17 protein-coding genes and 6 tRNA genes are annotated in these 20,274 nt (G+C 58.0%); 3 read left to right on the plus strand and 20 right to left on the minus strand.

Going from position 1 to position 20,274, the window contains the following annotated elements; genetic code table 11:
- Window positions 1-11 precede the first annotated feature (11 nt).
- The 8 genes from rodA to leuS are packed head-to-tail and all read right to left on the minus strand — an operon-like array spanning window position 12 to window position 8,588.
- The gene (gene rodA / locus J8Z22_RS03540) at window positions 12-1,118 is read right to left on the minus strand and encodes a rod shape-determining protein RodA (protein ID WP_028114130.1); all 1,107 of its coding nucleotides are present in this window, start codon (window positions 1,116-1,118) and stop codon (window positions 12-14) included.
- Window positions 1,111-2,988 (minus strand): penicillin-binding protein 2, encoded by a 1,878-nt coding sequence (gene mrdA, locus J8Z22_RS03545; RefSeq protein WP_035416080.1) that lies wholly within the window; start codon window positions 2,986-2,988, stop codon window positions 1,111-1,113. The genes rodA and mrdA overlap by 8 nt, the downstream gene beginning before the upstream one ends.
- Window positions 2,988-3,455, minus strand: a complete 468-nt coding sequence (gene rlmH, locus J8Z22_RS03550) for a 23S rRNA (pseudouridine(1915)-N(3))-methyltransferase RlmH (protein WP_028114129.1) — start codon at window positions 3,453-3,455, stop codon at window positions 2,988-2,990. The genes mrdA and rlmH overlap by 1 nt, the downstream gene beginning before the upstream one ends.
- Window positions 3,456-3,458: 3 nt before the next feature.
- On the minus strand, window positions 3,459-3,794 hold the full coding sequence (gene rsfS, locus J8Z22_RS03555; protein WP_028114128.1) for a ribosome silencing factor: 336 nt from the start codon (window positions 3,792-3,794) through the stop codon (window positions 3,459-3,461).
- 36 nt (window positions 3,795-3,830) lie between these two features.
- The gene (nadD, locus tag J8Z22_RS03560; protein WP_028114127.1) at window positions 3,831-4,496 is read right to left on the minus strand and encodes a nicotinate-nucleotide adenylyltransferase; all 666 of its coding nucleotides are present in this window, start codon (window positions 4,494-4,496) and stop codon (window positions 3,831-3,833) included.
- On the minus strand, window positions 4,493-5,509 hold the full coding sequence (gene holA, locus J8Z22_RS03565; protein ID WP_252008787.1) for a DNA polymerase III subunit delta: 1,017 nt from the start codon (window positions 5,507-5,509) through the stop codon (window positions 4,493-4,495). The genes nadD and holA overlap by 4 nt, the downstream gene beginning before the upstream one ends.
- A complete protein-coding gene (gene lptE, locus J8Z22_RS03570) occupies window positions 5,510-5,998 on the minus strand; it encodes an LPS assembly lipoprotein LptE (protein WP_035416078.1) in 489 nt (162 codons plus the stop codon).
- 10 nt (window positions 5,999-6,008) lie between these two features.
- Entirely contained in the window at window positions 6,009-8,588 is a 2,580-nt protein-coding gene (leuS, locus tag J8Z22_RS03575) for a leucine--tRNA ligase (protein ID WP_252010445.1), read from the minus strand.
- A 329-nt stretch (window positions 8,589-8,917) separates the two neighbouring features.
- Between leuS and J8Z22_RS03580 the strand changes: the two genes are divergently transcribed.
- On the plus strand, window positions 8,918-9,421 hold the full coding sequence (locus tag J8Z22_RS03580) for a zinc ribbon-containing protein (protein WP_028114123.1): 504 nt from the start codon (window positions 8,918-8,920) through the stop codon (window positions 9,419-9,421).
- Here J8Z22_RS03580 and lnt read toward each other — a convergent pair.
- From lnt to J8Z22_RS03610, 6 genes are all read right to left on the minus strand, one after another.
- Window positions 9,375-10,919 (minus strand): apolipoprotein N-acyltransferase, encoded by a 1,545-nt coding sequence (gene lnt, locus J8Z22_RS03585; RefSeq protein WP_371878099.1) that lies wholly within the window; start codon window positions 10,917-10,919, stop codon window positions 9,375-9,377. The genes J8Z22_RS03580 and lnt overlap by 47 nt on opposite strands.
- Window positions 10,919-11,803, minus strand: coding sequence for a CNNM family magnesium/cobalt transport protein CorC (gene corC / locus J8Z22_RS03590; protein WP_028114122.1), 885 nt, complete (start codon window positions 11,801-11,803; stop codon window positions 10,919-10,921). Before corC ends, lnt begins: the two co-directional genes overlap by 1 nt.
- Before the next feature lie 33 nt (window positions 11,804-11,836).
- Complete coding sequence (ybeY, locus tag J8Z22_RS03595) at window positions 11,837-12,295, minus strand: rRNA maturation RNase YbeY (RefSeq protein WP_252008790.1); 459 nt, start codon at window positions 12,293-12,295, stop codon at window positions 11,837-11,839.
- Window positions 12,273-13,328: a PhoH family protein gene (locus tag J8Z22_RS03600; protein ID WP_028114120.1), complete on the minus strand. Its 1,056-nt coding sequence runs from the start codon at window positions 13,326-13,328 to the stop codon at window positions 12,273-12,275. The genes ybeY and J8Z22_RS03600 overlap by 23 nt, the downstream gene beginning before the upstream one ends.
- A 12-nt stretch (window positions 13,329-13,340) precedes the next feature.
- The gene (miaB, locus tag J8Z22_RS03605; protein WP_252008792.1) at window positions 13,341-14,771 is read right to left on the minus strand and encodes a tRNA (N6-isopentenyl adenosine(37)-C2)-methylthiotransferase MiaB; all 1,431 of its coding nucleotides are present in this window, start codon (window positions 14,769-14,771) and stop codon (window positions 13,341-13,343) included.
- Window positions 14,772-14,866: 95 nt separating this feature from the next.
- Window positions 14,867-15,169: a hypothetical protein gene (locus J8Z22_RS03610; protein ID WP_252008793.1), complete on the minus strand. Its 303-nt coding sequence runs from the start codon at window positions 15,167-15,169 to the stop codon at window positions 14,867-14,869.
- Between the two features lie 191 nt (window positions 15,170-15,360).
- On the opposite strand from J8Z22_RS03610, the gene J8Z22_RS03615 reads away from it, so the two are divergent.
- Complete coding sequence (locus tag J8Z22_RS03615; protein WP_252008795.1) at window positions 15,361-16,527, plus strand: FAD-dependent monooxygenase; 1,167 nt, start codon at window positions 15,361-15,363, stop codon at window positions 16,525-16,527.
- Window position 16,528: 1 nt separating this feature from the next.
- On the plus strand, window positions 16,529-18,595 hold the full coding sequence (locus tag J8Z22_RS03620; RefSeq protein ID WP_252008797.1) for an FUSC family protein: 2,067 nt from the start codon (window positions 16,529-16,531) through the stop codon (window positions 18,593-18,595).
- A gap of 864 nt (window positions 18,596-19,459) precedes the next feature.
- On the opposite strand, the gene J8Z22_RS03625 is transcribed toward J8Z22_RS03620, so the two are convergent.
- The 6 genes from J8Z22_RS03625 to J8Z22_RS03650 form a co-directional block, all read right to left on the minus strand.
- A tRNA-Gln gene (locus J8Z22_RS03625) sits at window positions 19,460-19,534 on the minus strand.
- A 56-nt stretch (window positions 19,535-19,590) separates the two neighbouring features.
- Window positions 19,591-19,665: transfer RNA gene (locus J8Z22_RS03630), tRNA-Gln, on the minus strand.
- A 10-nt stretch (window positions 19,666-19,675) separates the two neighbouring features.
- Window positions 19,676-19,760: transfer RNA gene (locus J8Z22_RS03635), tRNA-Leu, on the minus strand.
- A 71-nt stretch (window positions 19,761-19,831) separates the two neighbouring features.
- A tRNA-Met gene (locus tag J8Z22_RS03640) sits at window positions 19,832-19,908 on the minus strand.
- A 67-nt stretch (window positions 19,909-19,975) separates the two neighbouring features.
- Window positions 19,976-20,050: transfer RNA gene (locus tag J8Z22_RS03645), tRNA-Gln, on the minus strand.
- An 81-nt stretch (window positions 20,051-20,131) separates the two neighbouring features.
- Window positions 20,132-20,208 (minus strand) — tRNA-Met (locus J8Z22_RS03650).
- Window positions 20,209-20,274 lie beyond the last annotated feature (66 nt).

A 20,274-nucleotide genomic window follows, 5' to 3' on the forward strand; every position in this document is an offset into this window, starting at 1 on the left:
GGTCATCCATTTTAGCGGCCGATAAAGCGCCGGTGGGTGTGAATTGCCATCAGCATGCCAAATCCTGCCATCAATGTCAGCATTGAGGTGCCGCCATAGGAGACCAAGGGCAAAGGTACGCCCACCACGGGCAGGATGCCGGAAACCATGCCGATGTTTACAAATACATACACAAAAAACGTCAGCACGATGCTGCCGCCAAGCAGGCGGGCAAACGGCGTTTGTGCCCGTGAGGCGATGACCAGGCCTCGACCGACGATAAACAGATACAGTGCCAGCAGGATTAGGGCGCCGATCAGGCCGAACTCCTCGCCCAGCACGGCGAAGATGAAGTCAGTATGGCGCTCCGGCAGGAACTGAAGCTGAGACTGGGTGCCACCCAGCCAGCCTTTGCCGCTGAGGCCACCGGAGCCGATGGCGATTTTTGACTGAATGATGTGATAGCCGGCCCCCAGCGGGTCCTTTTCCGGATCCAGCAGGGTCATAACCCGAGTGCGCTGGTAGTCTTTCATCAGGTAGAACCAGAGTACCGGTAAAAAGGCCAGTACGCTGACGATGCACATCCCCACGACCGCCCAACTCATGCCGGACAGGAACAGCACAAAGACACCAGAGGCGGCCACCAGGATCGAGGTTCCCAGGTCCGGTTGTGATGCGATCAGCAGGGTCGGTAGCAGCAAAATGGCGGCACCACCAGCCAGGTAGCGTTTTTTGGGGGGCAGAGGATAGCGGCTGATGTACCAGGCCATGGTGATGGGAAAGGCCAGCTTCATCAGCTCCGACGGCTGGAATTCCATAAAGCCCAGGTTGAGCCAGCGCTGGGCACCTTTGTTGACCTCACCAAACAGATCGACTGCGATCAACAGGATGATACCGACAATGAAGATCGGCAGCGCCCAGCGGCGGAATACCTCCGGGTTGATCTGGGCCAGGGCGAACATCACCAGCAATGACAAACCGATTCGAATCAGCTGCTTCTCCAGCATAAAGGCGCTTTGGCCGCTGGCGGCGTACAGCACCATCAGGCCAAAGCCCATCAGCGCTAGAATGCCAAGTAGCAACGGCAGGTCGATGTGCAGCTTTAGCCAGATGTTGGGCCCTTTGCGTACTTTATTCATGATTACTGGCGGTCTTTATGCGGTCGGAATCGGAGTCTGCCGGGTCCAGGTAATGGTCCAGCAGGGCGCGGGCGATGGGGCCGGCGTTGGCGCCACCCCAACCGGCGTTCTCCAGCACCACCGTCAGGGCGATGGTGGGATTCTCTGCCGGGGCATAGCCGACGATCAGGGCGTTATCTCGCAGGTGCTCGGCGATCTTGTCTTTCTCATACTTGGCGTCTTCCGCCAGGCCGAATACCTGGGCGGTACCGGTTTTGATCGCGGCGGTGTATGAGGCGTCGGCAAACCGTTTGTTGGCGGTTTTGATCATCGCCTTATGAACGATGTCCCAGGCCTTGTCGTTGCTCAGTACCAGCGGAGGGCGCTCGGACAGGGGAATGGCGTCCATGTTGCCGTCGTTGCCCATGGATTTCAGCAGGTGAGGCGTGATGTGTTTGCCACGGTTGATCATCACCGTGACCGCTTCGGTGAGCTGCAGCGGGGTGGTGGTCCAATAGCCCTGGCCAATGCCCACCGAGATGGTGTCGCCGATGTACCAGGGCTCCTTGTAGCGCAGCCGCTTCCAGTCCCGAGAGGGCATGATCCCGGCCGACTCCTCCTTCAGGTCGATGCCGGAGTACTGGCCGAAGCCAAACTGCAGCATGTACTGACTGATGGTATCGATGCCCATGTTGTAGGCCAGATCGTAAAAGAAGGTGTCGTTGGACTTGATCAGAGCATCATAGACGTCCACCCAGCCATGACCCCAGCGCTTCCAGTTACGGTATTTGCGCTCGACGCCGGGGATTTGCCACCAGCCGGGATCCCAGATGCGGCTCTTTTCGGTGATCTTTTTCTCCTCCAGGCCCGCCAGTGCCAGCATCGGCTTGACGGTGGAGGCGGGGGCGTACTGTCCCTGAGTGGCGCGGTTGATCAGGGGGCGGGAGGTGTCGTTGAGCAGACCGCTGTAGGCTTTGCCGCTGATGCCATGGACAAACAGGTTGGGGTCATAGCTGGGGTTCGACACCATGGCCAGCACGCCGCCATCGCGGGGATCGATGGCCACCAAGGCGCCGCGATGGCCCGACATCAGTTGCTCTGCCTTTTGTTGCAGCGATAAGTCCAGGGTCAACTGCAGGTCTTTACCGGCCGACGGCGCGGTGGTGTTCAGAGTACGGACAATGCGGCCACGGCTGTTGACCTCCACTTCCTGCAAGCCCGGCTGGCCGTGCAGTTGTTCCTCATAGAAGCGCTCGATCCCCAGTTTGCCAATGTCTTTGGTGGCGGCATACATGGCCGATTTTCCCTCTTGATCCAAGCGGGTAACGTCGTTGTGGTTGATGCGAGCGACGTAACCCAGGGTATGGGTCAGGGTTTGCTTGTAAGGGTAGTAGCGCTTCAGGCCGGCGCTGATCTGAAAGCCGGGATAGCGGTGCTGATTGACGCTGAACTCCGCCACTTGTTCCTCGCTGAGTTGGCTGAGCAAGGTGGTGGGCTTAAAGCGTTTCTGGGCCTTAACTCGTTTCAGAAACTCCTGTTGTTCGGCTTCAGGGATCTGATACAGGTGGGCCAATGACTGCAGACTTTGGTTCAGGTTAGGAGCCTGTTCGGCAATCACTTCCAGGGAATAGACCGGCTGATTCTCCGCCAGCAGGGTGCCATGCCGATCAAAGATAAGGCCCCGGTTCGGGGCGATGGGAATAACCCGAATGCGGTTGTCGTTGGAGCGGGTCTGGTATTCGCTGTGGTCGACGACCTGAATGACATACAGGTTACTGAGCAGTACGCCGATGAGGGCGATTACCCCGACAAAGCACGCCACCGCCCGGCGTTTAAACAGGGCGGTTTCGGCGGCATTGTCGCGAATCTTGGTACGTTGATAAAAACGCATTACTCTCTGTGGTACGGGTGGTTGTTGTTGATGCTCCAGCCCCGATACAGGCTTTCCGCCATAATGACCCGAACCAGAGGGTGGGGCAAGGTCAGATTGGACAACGACCAGCTCTGTTCCGCCGCCTGTTTGCAGGCCGGGGCCAGCCCTTCCGGTCCGCCAATCAGAATCGCCACATCGCGACCATCCATCTGCCAGCGCTCCAGTTGTTGTGCCAGCATCGGGGTATCCCAGGGTTTGCCGGGAATGTCCAGGGTGACGATTCTGCACCCCTGACAGGCTGCCAGCATCGCGTCTCCCTCTTTTTCGAGGATACGGGCGATGTCGGCGTTCTTTCCGCGCTTGCCGGCAGGAATCTCGATCAGCTCCAGTGGCATGTCACGGGGAAAGCGGCGCTGATACTCGCTAAACCCGGTCTGCACCCAGGCTGGCATCTTGGTGCCAACGGCGATCAGCTTAATCTTCATGGATTACTTCTGATCCGGGTGTGCGGACCACAGCTTCTCCAGTTGGTAGAAGTCCCGGGTTTGCTCCTGCATGGCATGCAGAATCACGTCACCCAGATCCACCAGTACCCATTCGCCGGACTCTTTGCCTTCCACGCCCAGAGGGGCCAGGTCGATGCGCTTGGCTTCCAGGGCGACGTTTTCGGCAATGGCGCGTACGTGGGTCTTCGAGGTACCACTGCACACCACCATAAAATCGGCGATGGTGGATTTGTCACTGATGTCCAAAACCACCAGGTCCCGACACTTCAGCTCTTCCGCTTTCTCTACTACAAAGTCTTTCAGTTCAACAGGGGTCACTGCTGGCTCCAATTCGGTTTGACACAAAGCCAGACATTATACCCTGCTGCTTCCACCGACTCCATGGAAATAGAGGCGCTGGGCCCGAATAAAATCGATCACGGCAGCGGGCAATAGGCTGTCGACGGCCAGTCCTTGTTGCAGTTTGTGGCGAATCTCCGTGGATGAGACTGCGGGCGGTTGCAGAGTCGTTAGCACAACCTGACCCTGTAACTGGTCCCTAACCGACTGATTATTTTCGGTGATTCGCCCGGTTAACAGTGCTTTAGCGGCGGGGCTCAGATCCAGAGCGACGTCATGACGACGACAGACCACCAGGTGGGCCAGCTCCAGGATACGCTGGGGCCGGTGCCAGTGGGCAAAGTTGTTCAGGGAGTCCATGCCGATAATGAAACACAGCGCGGCGTCGGGGTGATCCTGTCGTAATGACTCCAGGGTGTCGACGGTGTAGGAGGGCTGGCGCCGGTGCAGTTCACGATCGTCTACGCTCAGTTGCGGGTGGGGGGCGCAAGCGAGTTTGACCATCTGCAGCCGCTGTTCGCTGCTGGCGCCGGTGGCGGCCTTATGGGGAGGCTGATGGTTGGGCAGTAGCCGTACTTCGTCCAGCTGCAGTTGCGTCAGGGCGTCGGTGGCCATGGTCAGGTGACCGTTGTGAATGGGGTCAAAGGTGCCGCCCAGCAGGCCGATCGCGGTCAGGCTCATCGCGCAGGAAACAGCGGGTAACGGGGGTTGAAGCCCAGACACAACTCGGCAAGGCCGCTCCAGGGGGCATCGCCGTCGCCTTTGATCTGTTGCTCCAGCTGGCCACAGATGGCCAGCAGTTGCCCCAGTCTTGGAAGCGGCAGCCGCTGCAGGCAGTTGCGGTACAGGGGCTGGCGCTTGGCCCAGATGCGTTGCTGTTTGAACAGTTCGTTGAGGTTGCTGCCCCGTTGCTGTCCTTGCTGCAGTTGACACAGCAACTGCAACTCGCGCACCAGTGCCCAGTTGATTAAGACCGGTGCGATCTCTTCCTGGCGTAACTGATTAAGCACCGTCAGCGCTTTATCGCTTTGACCCGCCAACAGGGCGTCGGTGAGTTGAAATACCGTATAGCGAGATTGATTGTGCAGCAGTCTGCCCAGGGCGTCAGCGCCGACGCTGCGATTTCCGGCCAACAGGGCCAACTGTGCCATGGCCTGATCGGCGGCCAGTAGGTTGCCCTCAAACAGGTCGGCAAATTGATGCAAGGCGTCGTGTTGCAGATTGACCCCATGATGGCGCAGGCGTTGTTGCAGCCATCTCAGGTAGTGCTGGCCTTCGGGCGTCAGTGCCTGAACGTACAGCCCGTGACTGTCCAGGGTTTTGAACCACTTACTGTTGGTTTGCTCCTTGGCCAGCTTGGGGCCGTGGAGCAGCAAAATGGTGTCCTGCAACTGACCGGCAAGCTCGGACAATACCGCACTGCCATCGGCGCCGGGCTTGCTGTTGGGCAACTCCAGTTCAATCAGGCGACGGCTGGAAAACAGCGACATCGACTGACACTCCTGGGCCAGATCGTTCCAGTTGAAGGGGGATTCCTGCACCAAAGACAGGCGTTCGTCGAAGCCGGCCTGGCGGGCGGCCTGGCGGATCTCATCGCGGGCTTCTTCCCGCAACAGAATGTCATCGCCAAAGACCATGAAAACGGCAGGCAGCTGAGCCAGGTGCTGGCTCAGCTGGCTGACAAAAATTCGCATCTACTGCACCTTAATGGTGGAGAGCGTACGGATAACCTGATCGGCGGCCTGGGCACGCATCTCCTGCAGCAGCAGGTCGAGCTCGCGGTTTTTGGCCAGCGCGGTGCGGGGGTCATCCAGGTAGTCACGACGAATTTCAACATCAAAACTCTGTGGAGGCTGATCCTCGAGGGTGACGCTGAATCGCACTGAGTAGATCAGTTCGTATTCGGCCACTTGTCCCGAGGGAAACAGCGACAGGGTCGAGCGCTCGAGGTTGTCGTTGCCGAGCCACAGGCGGGGTGCGGTCTGCTCCTGAACGATGCCGATATTGGACAGACGTAACCGCTCTTTGACCAGGCGATGCAATTCACCATAATCGTCGGAGCTTTCCAGACGCAGGCTTCGCAGCTCCGTCGGGATCAGGTAGTCACTTTTCAGATGGAAGCCACAACCGGCACTGACCAGAATGGTCAGTGCCAGCAGAGCGGTCAGAAAGGATCTGAGCACCCCGTTCTCCTTAGTTTGCTACGATATTGAGCAGCTTACCCGGTACGTAAATCACTTTACGAAGGGTCTTGCCGTCGGTGAACTTGCTGACATTGTCGTCGCCCAGGGCCAGTTGCTGAACCTGTTCCTGCTCGGCGTCGGCGGCAACCGTAATACGGGCGCGGACCTTACCGTTCACCTGCACCACGATCAGCTTCTCCTCTTCGACCATGGCACTGGCGTCGGCTTGTGGCCAAGGCTGGGTATCGATGTCCCCATCCTGGCCCAGGGCGTTCCACAGGTGGAAGCCGATATGCGGGGTGATGGGCGACAGCATTTTCACCACGGCCAGCAGGGCTTCTTGCATCAGGGCGCGATCCTGGTCGTCCTGTTTCGGTGCCTTATACAGCTTGTTCATCAACTCCATCACCGCGGCAATGGCGGTGTTGAAGGTTTGGCGGCGACCAATGTCATCGCCGACCTTGGCGATGGTCTTGTGAACGTCACGGCGCAGTGCTTTCTGATCCGGGGTCAGTGCTGCGGTATCCAGTTGCGGTGCTGCGCCCTGGCTGGTGTGCTCGAAGGCCAGTTTCCACAGTCGCTTCAGGAAGCGGTTGGCGCCTTCAACGCCGGACTCCTGCCATTCCAGAGTCATTTCCGGTGGGGCGGCAAACATCATGAACAGGCGCACGGTGTCGGCACCGTACTTGTCCACCATCTCCTGTGGGTCGATGCCGTTGTTTTTGGACTTGGACATCTTGGTCATGCCGGAGTGGACCAGTTCGCGGCCCTCTTTATCGGTGGCTTTGATGACCCGGCCTTTGTCATCCTTTTCCAGGATGGCATCGGCGGGAGATACCCAGACCCGCTGGCCGTTGCTGCCGGTGTAGTAGAAGGCATCAGCCAGTACCATTCCCTGACACAGCAAGCGCTTGGCTGGCTCATCGCTGTCGACCAGGCCGGCGTCACGCAGCAACTTGTGGAAGAAGCGGAAGTACAGCAGGTGCATGGTCGCATGTTCGATGCCACCAATGTACTGATCCACCGGCAGCCAGTAGTTGGCTTTGGCCGGATTCAGCATGGCGTCGTCGGTGCCGACGCTGGTGTAACGGGCGTAGTACCAGGAGGACTCCATAAAGGTGTCAAAGGTATCGGTTTCGCGGGTGGCGGCCTGACCACCAACGGTGGTTTGCTGCCAGGCTTTGTCCGCTTTTATCGGGCTGGTCACGCCGTCCATGACCACGTCTTCCGGCAGAATCACCGGCAGGTCCGCGGCGTCTACCGGCACGGACTCGCCGTTCTCCAGTGTGGCCATCGGGATAGGCGCACCCCAGTAACGCTGACGGGAAACGCCCCAGTCGCGCAGACGGAAGTTGACGGTCTTTTCGCCGCGACCCAGGCTTTCCAGCTTGGCGGCGATGGCGTTCAGGGCGGCGTCGAACTCCAGGCCGTCAAACTCACCGGAGTTGAACAGAATGCCTTTGTCGGTGTAGGCCTGCTCGCTGATGTCCAGGTCGGCATCGGCGGGCTTAATTACCCCTTTGATCTCCAGGCCGTATTTGGTGGCGAACTCATAGTCACGCTGGTCATGGGCGGGTACGGCCATGACGGCACCGGTGCCGTAGTCCATCAGCACGAAGTTGGCGACATACACCGGCACCTTGTTGCCGTTGAGGGGATGAATGGCGTACAGGCCGGTGGCCATGCCTTTCTTCTCCATGGTGGCCAGCTCGGCTTCGGCAACCTTGGTGTTCTTGCACTCGTCGATGAAGGCGGCCAGTTCCGGGTTGTTGGCGGCCGCGATCGCTGCCAGAGGGTGGCCGGCGGCAATACCGACGTAGGTGACGCCCATGACGGTGTCCGGACGGGTGGTGTAGATGGTGAACTGCTGGTCCATGCCATCGACATCGAACGTCATCTCGACGCCTTCGGAGCGGCCAATCCAGTTGCGCTGCATGGTTTTCACCATCTCAGGCCAGCCGTCGAGGCCTTCCAGGTCGGACAGCAGTTGGTCGGCGTAATCGGTGGTCTTAATAAACCACTGTGGAATCTCTTTCTGAATTACCGGCGTATCACAACGCCAGCAGCAACCGTCGATCACCTGCTCGTTGGCCAGTACGGTCTGGTCGTTGTCACACCAGTTGACCGAGCTGGTCTTCTTGTACACCAGGCCTTTTTTGTACAGCTCGGTGAAGAACCACTGCTCCCAGCGGTAGTAATCCGGCTTACAGGTGGCCAGTTCACGGCTCCAGTCGAAGCCAAAGCCGAGAATGTTCAGCTGCTGCTTCATGTAGTCGATGTTTTCGTAGGTCCAAGGAGCCGGGGCCGCCTTGTTCTTTACCGCGGCATTTTCAGCTGGCAGGCCAAAGGCATCCCACCCGAAAGGCTGCATGACGTTTTTGCCCTGCATCCGCTGGTAGCGGGAGATCACGTCACCGATGGTGTAGTTGCGCACGTGGCCCATGTGCAGGCGACCACTTGGGTAGGGGAACATCGACAGGCAATAGAATTTTTCTTTGCCCGGTTGTTCGACGGCGGTGAAGGTTTGGTTTTCGGCCCAGTGACGTTGCACATTGGGTTCGATATCGCTTGGGTTGTATTGCTCTTGCATCGACACGACAGGATCCACGAATGATTTTTTGATTTCGAGCCAAGTATGGCTCATAAAGATCTGCATAGAATAACGCAGGAGCGGCCTAATACCAATCGTCGCAGTGGCCGAATTCTAACTGGTGGCTGTCCATGCACAACCGCACGGAGTAAGCCGAGCTGATGCACCGGCTCGAAGGGCGATACGCTGGCCATGGTCGCCCGGGTTGCGGCCGGGGTTATCCGTAATTGGAAAAATGTGATATACCAAAGATATCAAAGGTCTGTGTACGAGCTGTAAGACCCGAACCTGAATTTCTCTATCGGATGTGGACTGCTGCGGAGGTGGCTATGCGTCAAGAACAAGGGCAATTGATTGAGCGGTATGAGTCTCTACTTAAGGAGATGGAGCGTCGGTATCAGCAAGATCCGGATCTGACCCTGGGGCAACTCAGCCAGGTGCTGGCGGACAGCAGTGCCTACCTGCAGTTGAAGCAGAGATTGTCGGAGCCGGAACTGGCGATGGTGGAGCAGTTTTTACGTCGCGATCTGGGCGAGTTTGCCCTTCATGCCGCCGATGAGGTGGAACAACCGGACAGTCTGTTTACTCTGGGGCTGGAAAACAGCTTGTGGCAATGGTTGGTGGAGATTACCGACAAGAGCCAGTTGGAGTGGCATGAACTGGGCCAGGACCTCAAGCACCACGGCACCTACGAGAGTGGTGAAGTGGTGGGGTTGGGAATCCTGGTGTGCGACAAGTGTGGCCATGAGATGACCTTTAACCACCCGGACCTGCTACCGGCCTGTCCTAAGTGCGATCATCAGCTGTTCTCCCGTAAGATGCTCGCGCCCTGAGTCGCCAGGCGGCGGCCATCAGCAGCAGAGTCAGTGCCAGCAGGTAAGCCAACTGCTGGCCAAAGCGGCTGAACAGCGTCGTGCCCGTCGTCAGGGCGACCGTCCCCTGCAATACACCCTCTTTAAACTGAGGCAACTGAGCCTGCATCTTGCCGGTTTCATCGACGATGGCGGTGACGCCATTGTTGGTGACTCTGAGCAATGGCTTGCCCAGCTCCATGGAGCGCATGCGGGCGATCTCCATGTGCTGCAGAGGCCCGACCGAGTGCCCGAACCAGGCGTCGTTTGACACGGTTAACAGCAGGTCGGTGTTGTCGGTGATGTTGGCCCGCAGTAGCTCGGGGAAGGCGATTTCATAGCAGATGGCCGGAGCCAGATTGACGCCGCCGGCATTGAGGTTGGTTTGCACCGCATCACCGCGGTTAAACGAAGACATGGGCAGATTGAACAGTGGTGCGATGGGGCGAAGCAGGTCTTCCATGGGCACAAATTCGCCGATGGGCAGCAGGTGGCTCTTGTGGTAACGGTTGCTGTCGGTGGGCTGATAGCGATGCGGACTCAGATCGTCCCCCAATACCAGCAGCGAGTTGTAAAACTGTCGAGTGGCGGTATTGGCACTGATGATGCCGGTGATGACGTGGGTCTGGCGAAAGGCGGCGGCGTGATCAAAGCTGTTAAGAAAATCGTCCACCATGACTTCCGGGGCCGGCACCGCCGCCTCGGGCCAGACCACCAGGTCGGCATCCATGTAGGGACGGCTGAGATCTTGATATTTCAGCAGTGTCGGCCACAATTGGTCCGGCTCCCATTTCAGACTCTGAGGGATGTTTCCCTGCACCAGGGCGACGCTGATCTCATCGCCGGAACGACTGGTGGTGTTCAGGCCGGGTAGAGTGGCTAGCGCCACAGCCGTCAGGATTGGCGGCAGTAGCGCCCACCACTGACGGCGCAGCAACGCCAGTAAGCTGGCGGCCACTAAGGCGATTACCAGTCCCAAGCCCAGGGCGCCGAAGGAGCTGGCCAGCGGTGCCAGCGGGCCGTCGACCTGGCTGTACCCCAGCCACAGCCAGGGGAAGCCGGTCAGTACTTTGCCGCGCAGCCATTCCCCCACCAGCCACAGCGCCGGAAATGCCAGAACCCGGCCGCCGTCGGCGTTCGGCCACCAACGGTTGAGCAGACCCAGAGTCAGGGCGGGATAGAGGGCCAGATAGGCCGCTAGCAGGGCCATCAGCAACAATGACACCGGCAGTGGCAGGCCGCCAAAACTGTCGATGCTGACGTGGACCCAGGCGATGCCGTGGGCAAACTGACCGAAACCGAAGCACCAGCCGAGCAGGGTAGCCTGGCGGGGAGAGCGCTGTTCCGTTAGCCACAGTAACCCCATTAACGCCGGCAGTAATACCAGGCTGTATTCATAGGGAGCAAAGGCAAAAGGGGTGAGGGCGCCACACAGCAGCGCCAGCATCATTTGAATCGGAACAGACAAACGGGTCTCCATCAGGCCGCGGATTCGCCCTGAACTACCTGGTTGTCGACGGTTCGAACCTGCAACTGCAGCAGCCGTCGGGTGTCGGCATTCACCACTTTGAATTCAAAGCCATCGAGAATGACTTTTTCACCGCGAACCGGCAGGTGGTTGAACGCGTGGCTAACGATGCCGCCGATGGTATCGAATTCGTCATCGGAAAACTCGCAGCCAAAGTGGTCATTGAACTCTTCCACCGGCGTCAGTGCGGCCACCGACCACACCTGCTTACCCACTTTTCGAATATTGAGCGGATTGGCTTCGTCGATATCAAACTCATCGCCGATGTCGCCGACGATCTCTTCGAGAATGTCTTCGATGGTGACCAGCCCGGAGACGCCGCCGTACTCGTCGACGACGATGGCCATGTGATAGCGCTTCTGGCGGAACTCTTTTAGCAGGACATCGACCCGCTTGCTTTCAGGCACCACCACCGCAGCGCGAATCACTTGTTCCAGTTGTACTGGCTCATTCTGGTCGGTGAAGCCGAAGGTCAGCAGATCCTTGGCCAGCAAGATCCCTTCGATGTGGTCTTTGTCCTTGTCGACTACCGGGAACCGGGAGTGACCGGATTCGATGATGGTGGACAGGAAGCCGTCGACGGGTTGGTTTTTCTCGATGGCAATGATCTGCGAGCGAGGGATCATGACGTCCCTGACCCGTAAATCGGACACCTCCAACACGCCTTTAATCATGTCTTTGGTGTCTTCGTCGATGAGGTCGCGTTCTTCAGCGTCCTGAATCACATCAACCAAGTCTTTGCGGTTTTGTGGCTCACCACCAAACAGCTGTGAAATGCGATCCAGCCAGCTCTTTTTAGGAGAGCCTTGACTCGACGGAGGGTTATCTTCGCTCATAGTGTCCTAGTTTGTGTATAAAAATTGAGGGGACTACAGTTCACGGTATGGATCGGCAATACCCAGACCCGCCAGTATTTGACGCTCCAGTGCCTCCATTTGTTCCGCTTCTTCGTCCTCAATATGATCATAACCTATCAGATGCAGGCATCCGTGTACAACCATGTGCGCCCAATGGTCGGAGCTGGTCTTTTGTTGCTCTTTTGCTTCTTTTTCAACAACTTCAGCACAAATAACCAAGTCGCCGATCAGGTCGGTTGGGATCATCGGTGGTGCTTCAAACGGGAAAGACAGCACATTGGTGGGTTTGTCTTTACCGCGATAATCGCGATTCAATTCCTGGCTTTCGTCGCTACTGACCAGGCGAATGCTCAGTTCGGCAATTTCCCGCTGTTGCAGAGCCGCCTCAGCCCACAGTTGAAACTGTGCTTCTGTCGGCAGTTCAAAGCCATCTACCGCAGGCTGCAGATCAAGAATCAGTTCCATCGGCATTGGCCTCCTCACGTTTGCGGGCTTTTTCCTGTTCGATCTTTTGTCGCTGCTGAATCTGATCGTGTTTTTCGTAGGCGTCAACGATGCGTGCCACCACCGGGTGGCGGACCACGTCGCCACTCTGGAAGAAGTTGAAGTTGATGGACTCGACGTCCCGCAGCACTTCGATGGCATGGCGCAGGCCGGATTTGACGTTGCGCGGCAGATCCACCTGAGTGATGTCGCCGGTGATCACCGCCCGGCTGTTAAAGCCGATTCGGGTCAGAAACATCTTCATCTGTTCGGTAGTGGTGTTCTGGCTTTCATCGAGGATCACGAACGCATCGTTGAGGGTACGACCGCGCATGTAGGCCAGCGGTGCCACTTCGATGACATTGCGCTCGATCAGGCGTTCGACCCGTTCGAAGCCCAGCATTTCAAACAAGGCGTCGTACAGTGGCCGCAGGTAGGGGTCCACCTTCTGGGCCAGATCGCCAGGCAAAAAGCCCAGCTTTTCGCCGGCTTCGACCGCCGGACGGGTCAGCAGGATGCGCCGAACCTCCTGGCGCTCCAGGGCGTCCACCGCCGCCGCCACCGCCAGGTAGGTTTTACCGGTACCGGCGGGACCCACACCGAAGGTGATGTCATTGGTGATGATGTTGCGAATGTATTGGGCCTGGTTTGGATTACGGGGCTTAAGGATGCCCCGCTTGGTCTTAAAGAAGACCTCCTTACCCATGGCGCTGTCGTCCTGCTCGGCTTCCAGGGAGACGAACTCCTGAATGGCCAGATGGACCTGATCCGGTTCAAGATCCGGCATTGTCCCTTTAACCGGGGCCGTTTCCACGTACAGATCTTTAAGCAGGCCGATGGTGCCAAGCACAAACTGCAGTTGGCCAACAACCTGGAACTGATTGTTCCGATAGCTGATTTCAACACCAAGACGGCGTTCAATCTGCTTCAGGTTGTCGTCAAAGGGGCCACAGAGGGCAGCCAGTCGACCGCTGTCGGCTGGCTCCAGGTATACATCATGGGTGACTAATTTGTTGCTCAAGCCGGTCTCCGATTACGGCTGGAAAGTGGCAACGCCCAACTCATCCGGTTCGCCGGCGGGGCGCTTGGCAAGAATCTCAGCGGGACGCAGCGCACGGCGCAGATCCATCTGATCTTCTGTTCTGACCACTATACCACGTAATGAGTTTGGCATGACTTCGGTGATCTCGACATCCACAAAGCTGCCAATCATCTCCGGGGCGCCTTCGAAGTTCACGGTTCGGCTGTTTTCGGTTTTTCCCCGAAGCTCCATCACGTTCTTCTTGGAGGTGCCTTCCACCAGGATGCGTTGTACCGACCCCAGCATGCGACGGCTGTATTGCATTGCCTGCTGATTGATGCGCTCCTGCAGAATGTACAGACGTTGCTTCTTGGTGTCGTCACTGACGTCATCGGGCAGATCCGCCGCCGGGGTTCCCGGGCGCGGGCTGTAGATGAAGGAGAAGCTCTGGTCGAAGTTGATCTCCTGGATCAGGTTCATGGTCTGCTGGAAGTCGTCATCGGATTCGTTGGGGAAGCCGACGATGAAATCGGAGCTGACATGAATCTCCGGACGCACCTTACGCAGGCGGCGGATGATCGATTTGAACTCCAGCGCCGTGTGGTTGCGCTTCATATGGGTCAGGATGCGGTCGGAGCCACTTTGCACCGGCAGGTGCAGGAAGTCGACCAGCTCCGGCACGTCGGCGTAGGCATCGATGATGTCCTGGGTAAACTCAACCGGGTGGCTGGTGGTGTAGCGCAGGCGGTCGATGCCGTCGATGGACGCCACGTAGCGCAACAGGTCGGCAAAACTGCAGATCTCGCCGTCGTGTTGTTCGCCGCGATAGGCGTTGACGTTCTGACCCAGCAGGTTGATCTCCCGTACCCCTTGCTCAGCCAGCTGGGCAATTTCGTACAGGATGTCGCCCAGGGGCCGGCTGACCTCTTCGCCTCGAGTGTAGGGCACCACACAGAAGCTGCAGTACTTGTTGCAGCCTTCCATGATGGACACAAAGGCGGTGGCGCCTTCGGCCCGGGGCTCCGGCAGGCGGTCGAACTTCTCAATCTCGGGGAAGGAGATGTCCACCACGCCGTGTTCACCCTGTTGAATGCGACCGATCATCTCCGGCAGGCGATGCAGAGTCTGCGGGCCAAAGACGATGTCGACAAAGGGGGCGCGCTCGCGAATGGCGTCGCCTTCCTGGGAAGCAACACAACCACCGACGCCGATTACCAGCTCAGGGTTTGCCTCTTTCAGAGGTCTCCAGCGCCCGAGTTGGTGAAACACCTTCTCCTGTGCCTTTTCGCGGATGGAACAGGTGTTCAGCAGGAGGACATCGGCCTCGGCTGCGTCTTCGGTCAGGGAGTAGTTGCCAAAGGATTCCAGCAGACCCGCCATCTTGTCGGAGTCGTACTCGTTCATCTGACAGCCCCAGGTTTTAATGTGCAGTTTTTTGCTCATCAAAGAGTGCCGCTCGTGTTGCCTAAAGAAAAAATAGCGGGCTATTCTAAACCCGAAACGCGGCTGTGGCTAGTTGATGTACAGGCAAACTCCCATCATAACGCGGTATTACGGCTTTTCTGGCGGTCACTCTGGCTGCTGGCCCGTGAGATAACCGTTTCATCAGATTGAGCAAACTGGCGTTGTTGCTGCTCAACTTGTTGCTCCAGAGCTTCGTTGGACTGACGCAAAATGTCCTGACGCAAGTCGGCGGCAATCTCCAACTGTGTATGAGTCACCATGGGCAGCTTGGGGGCGTAGACGTTGAGGGCGTAGTCCACTCGAGTGACGGACTCGGTGGCTGCGAAGGCGGCGGTCGGGGCCAGCAGGGTAATCAACAGGGCAGCGGCAACGTTCATGGTACACCTCTTTTGTTTTTGGTGATGACTTAACCAGTGGATGAGCTAAGTCTAGGTGGCTTTGAGCGTTCGCCAGCGGGGCTGTGTAAGCGAGTGTGTGAAAAGCGGCTCAAACACATATTCGGTTACAGCCGGTAAGATTTGGTCATGATATTATTGGCCTAATTCAGTTTCTGATTCGGGGAAGAAAGATGCGGCAAGTGGATATTCTGATCGCCGGTGGGGGCATGGTCGGTGCGGCCAGTGCCCTGGCGCTGGCGAACCTGGGATTGACGGTATTGGTGTTTGAAGCCCAGGCCCCTGAGGAGTTTGATGAAGCCCAGCCCCTGGATCTGCGGGTCAGTGCCATCAGCCAAGCGTCCGAACGCTTGCTGAGAGAGCTCGATGGCTGGCAGGGGGTGGAGTCGATGCGCAGCGCGCCTTACCGCACCCTCGAGACCTGGGAATGGCAAGGGGCCAATATCGTGTTTGACGCTGCTGAACTGCAGTTGTCACACCTGGGGCACATCGTTGAGAACCGAATCTTACAGCTGTCGCTGTGGCAGACGCTGCGGCGCCATCCGCGCATCGAACTGATGACCGGCGCCCGGCCCCAACGCTACTGGCAGGATCAGCAGGGCGCGTACGCCGAGCTCGATGGTCAGTTTTATCAGGGACGACTGCTGCTGGGGTGCGATGGCGCTCAGTCTCAGGTGCGTCAGCAGGCAGGCATTGGGGTCAGCGGCTGGCAATATCGGCAGCACTGTCTGGCCATCAATATTCGTACCGAGGCGCCACAGCAAAGCGGCACTTGGCAGGAGTTTACTCCTAGCGGCCCCAGGGCATTGTTGCCCTTGTCCGGCCGGCATGCCTCCCTGGTCTGGTATGACTCACCACAGCGTATTGCGTCGTTGAAGCGGTTGCCATTGCCGGAGCTGAAGCGGGCGATAGTCGCAGCCTTTCCCGAGCGGTTGGGGGAGTTTGAGATTGAGCGTTTTGCCAGTTTCCCTCTGACCCGCCAACACGCCAAACAGTATTACAAAGATCGGGTGGTGCTGCTTGGGGATGCGGCTCACACCATTAATCCCCTGGCGGGGCAGGGCGTCAACCTGGGCTTTAAGGATGTGGCCATGCTGGCGGAAGTGCTGGCGGATGCCCTGCAACGGGGCGAGTCACTGCACAGCAGCAAGGTACTGGGCCGGTATCAGCGGTTCCGACGTCCGGATAACCTGGCGATGCAATCTGCCATGGATGCCTTTTACTTGATGTTCAGCAATGATCACATGCCACTGAAGGTGCTGCGCAACCTGGGGCTGACCTTGGCTCAGAATTCGGGCCCCATCAAAAATCAGGTTATGAAATACGCGATGGGTCTCTAGCGTGAGCAGTGCCATTCGTCGTTGGTGGTTCAATGGCCACGTCAACCTGGCGTTGCGGGTCAGCCTGGCTATGGCCGCCTGGTTGGCGATGGCCTGGTGTCTGGATTGGTTTCAACTTGGTTTATTGTCATTGCTGGCGATTCCGGCGGTGTTTATCTCCGGCATCGACCAACCCAGTGCTCACTGGGTGCATCGGCTGAGCTGGTCGATTCCGTTGCTTGGGGGCTCGGCGCTGGTGTTTGGCTGCATCGGCTTGTATTGGCCCGTGGGCCTGATTCCAGCGCTGTTTGTGGGGGGCGTGCTGTTTGGCTCCCTGGCGGCCTGGGATGAATTGTCCGGAAGATTGGGGTTGGCGGCGCTGGTGCTGGCGGCCATGGCCCAGGTGCCGGTGGGTATTGAGCCGCCGTGGCTGTTTGCCCTGGCGGTAATGATTAACTGCGTGTGGGTGGTGCTGTTCTCCGACCTGTGGTTCCGGCTGCAGGGCGATTATCCACTGCGCCAGGCGCTGGCCCTGAGTTACCGGCGGCTGGCGGTGATTCTGGCCAGTCGGGTGAAGTGGATTGAAGACCCTATGCTGGGGGAGCGATTTGATCTGCCGTTGGCGGAGCAGTTGGCACTGGTGCGCCGATATGTGGGGGTGTCCAAATCCAGAAATCGACTCAATCCCGAGCTGCATCAGGCGTTTATGGCGGCAGTCGATCTGCAGGAAAGGCTGCAGGCGATTCCCAACCCAGAGCTTAGCCGGCAGCTGTTTAACGTCGAAGATGTGCTGCCCAGCTACCGGTTGTGGGTGGCGGTAACCAGCAAGCGTCTGCGACACATCGCCGATGGCCTGATGACGCTGCAGCCGCTGCAGGCCGACGAGCGTCTGGAGGCGGCCGAAGCGGCGTTGGTGGCAGCCTTGAAGCCGCTGCAGCAACACCAGTTCAGCCAGCTAGCGCCCTACTTCATTTCCAATGTTCAGCGCATCAGTCGACTGGCGCAGCGGGTAGCGCCGCTGTACCAACGGAAAATGTTTGCTCCGGATGATCGGCCGGATTATTGGCGCCAGTGGCGGCTTCATTTTCGTTGGCGGTCGCCGGTGTTTCGCGGCGCGGTGCGCCAGGGAATCTTGTTGGCCGTAACCATGGCTATCGTGCAGTGGTGGCAATGGGATAAGGGCTATTGGGCCCTGCTCAGCGTGCTGCTGGTAGTGCGAGGTGGCATTGTGGATACCCGTCGCCGGGCCTGGCAACGGATTTGGGGCACACTGGTGGGGCTGGCGGTGGCGGCGCTGCTGATTGTGGCCGGCATCTCCGGTAATGCGGCGTTGTTGCTGGGGTTACTGCTGGTGCCGCCGACCCTGTCGTTGATTCCGGTGCATCACGGCTACTCCTGCACGCTGGGGACCGTCATCCTGATCATGGTGTTTGAGTACATCGGTGCCCAGGGGATGGCGGTGATGCCTCTGAGGTTATTGGAAACCGTGATGGGCTGTTCGCTGGTGTTGCTGGGGTATCGCTATCTGTGGCCGCAGTGGCAGGGTGGTCGTCAGGCCCAACTGCGGCAGCAAGCCGTGGGGCAACTCAATGGGTATTTGAAACTGGTGCTGGATGCCTTCAGTGGCCGAGACGTGACCCCGGTGTCCCTGGCCCGGGCTCGGCGCTTTACCTATGAACTGGGGGTGGCTCTGACCAGCAGCTTTGAGCAGATGCAGCAGGAGCCCAATTACAGTCGTCACCGTGACAGTGCCGAGTTGATTCGAATCTACAAGCAGACTCAATCGCACCTGAATGCACTGGCGCCTGCTGCGCGTCGAGGCCGGCACCTGCCTGCCGAACACTCTGCCTTGGTCAGACAAACACTCCTGGATGCCTCTGAGGCGGTATTAGGCGCGTTTTCCGGTAAGGGCGGAGACTGGTCTTCGGAGCTGGAAGCGAACCGGCAGGCGATGTACCGGCTGACTCAGGACAGTGAGGCCGATCGAGGCTCGTTCATTTTGTATCAACTGAATCTCATCGGTGAGCGTTACCAGCAGTTGTATGCCATTGCCGGTGCGCCGGCTCCGGATAAACCGTCGCGGCGGTGACACAGCCAGGGTCAGCGATGCTGGCCCTTTCTTATTCCGGCCTCGTTGATACGGCTATCAGCATTAAAGGCCAGCCAGCTCTCAAGTATGAATCCAGGCAGAACGTGTCGTGAAACAAAAACCAGTACAAGGCGGATGGTTTGAAAGATGGCTGGGCAGTAGATGGTGTTGGCCTTGGCGCCAACGCTCTCTTCATCGGGATGATATTGGATAGGGGAGGGGCGTTGACGCCCTTCGATTTGGACGTAGAACCACTATGCCTGCAACCGATCTCCTTGATTGGTAGCCGTCATCCTCGGCCAACCTGCCACCACCAAAGGTCAATACGCCCTTGGATTCGCGAACCTGGGGTAGATGCCGTGAATCAAAAAACCAGCACAAGGCTGGTTCTTTGAAAGATGGCTGGGCTACCGGGTTTGGACCTGGGAGCGGACGCCGGGATCAAAAAAAACCAGCACAAGGCTGGTTCTTTGAAAGATGGCTGGGCAGTAGGCCGTGTTGGCCTTTGGTGATGTCCTTTGCGCCAACGCTTTCTTAATCGGGGTGACATTGGATAATTGGGGGGGGGGGCGTTGACGCCCTTCGGGGCCGGACTGACGGCTACCACTCTGCGTCCTTCGATTTGGACGTAGAACCACTATGCCTGCAACCGAACTCCTTGATTGGTAGCCGTCACCCTCGGCCAAATTTCCTCCCCCAAAGGTCAACACGCCCTTGGATTCGAACCTGGGAGCGGACGCCGGGATCAAAAAAACCAGCACAAGGCTGGTTCTTTGAAAGATGGCTGGGCTACCAGGATTCGCGAACCTGGGAGCAGACGCCGGGATCAAAAAAGCCTGCTCGAAAGCAGGCTTTTTCTTTATATGGCTGGGCTACCAGGATTCGAACCTGGGAATGGCGGGATCAAAACCCGCTGCCTTACCGCTTGGCGATAGCCCAACAAATTGTCGTTGCCGTTGGCAACAGCCTCGTTTTACCACGAAGCCTCTTTAAAATGGCTGGGCTACCAGGATTCGAACCTGGGAATGGCGGGATCAAAACCCGCTGCCTTACCGCTTGGCGATAGCCCAACAAATTAAATGGTGCGGGAGGAGAGACTTGAACTCTCACACCTTGCGATACTAGAACCTAAATCTAGCGCGTCTACCAATTCCGCCACTCCCGCACAGGAGTTGTTTGCCGATGAAGACCTGATGGTAGAACCCAAAGGTCGATGTGTCTTCATCATTGCAATAATGGTAGCTACGGCGGGACTTGAACCTGCGACCCCAGCATTATGAGTGCTGTGCTCTAACCAGCTGAGCTACGTAGCCACTAAAAGTGGTTTGAAACCGAAGTTTCTGTGAATGTCGCACTTTTTGAGTGCAGCATTCAAAAATATGGCTGGGCTACCAGGATTCGAACCTGGGAATGGCGGGATCAAAACCCGCTGCCTTACCGCTTGGCGATAGCCCAACAGAGCAACAAAACGTCTTTCTTTAACAAACGTGGTTTCTATGGCGCATTGCTGCGCTGAATACCACCTTAAAAAAAGGATGGTAGCTACGGCGGGACTTGAACCTGCGACCCCAGCATTATGAGTGCTGTGCTCTAACCAGCTGAGCTACGTAGCCATCGTTTTGTTTTCTCTCCCCGTCTTGGGAAGCGGGGCGTATTATGCGTAGAACCGAAGATTGGGT

Origin of the sequence: Ferrimonas sp. SCSIO 43195 (assembly GCF_023716685.1) — a bacterium.
Taxonomy (GTDB): Bacteria; Pseudomonadota; Gammaproteobacteria; order Enterobacterales; family Shewanellaceae; genus Ferrimonas; species Ferrimonas kyonanensis.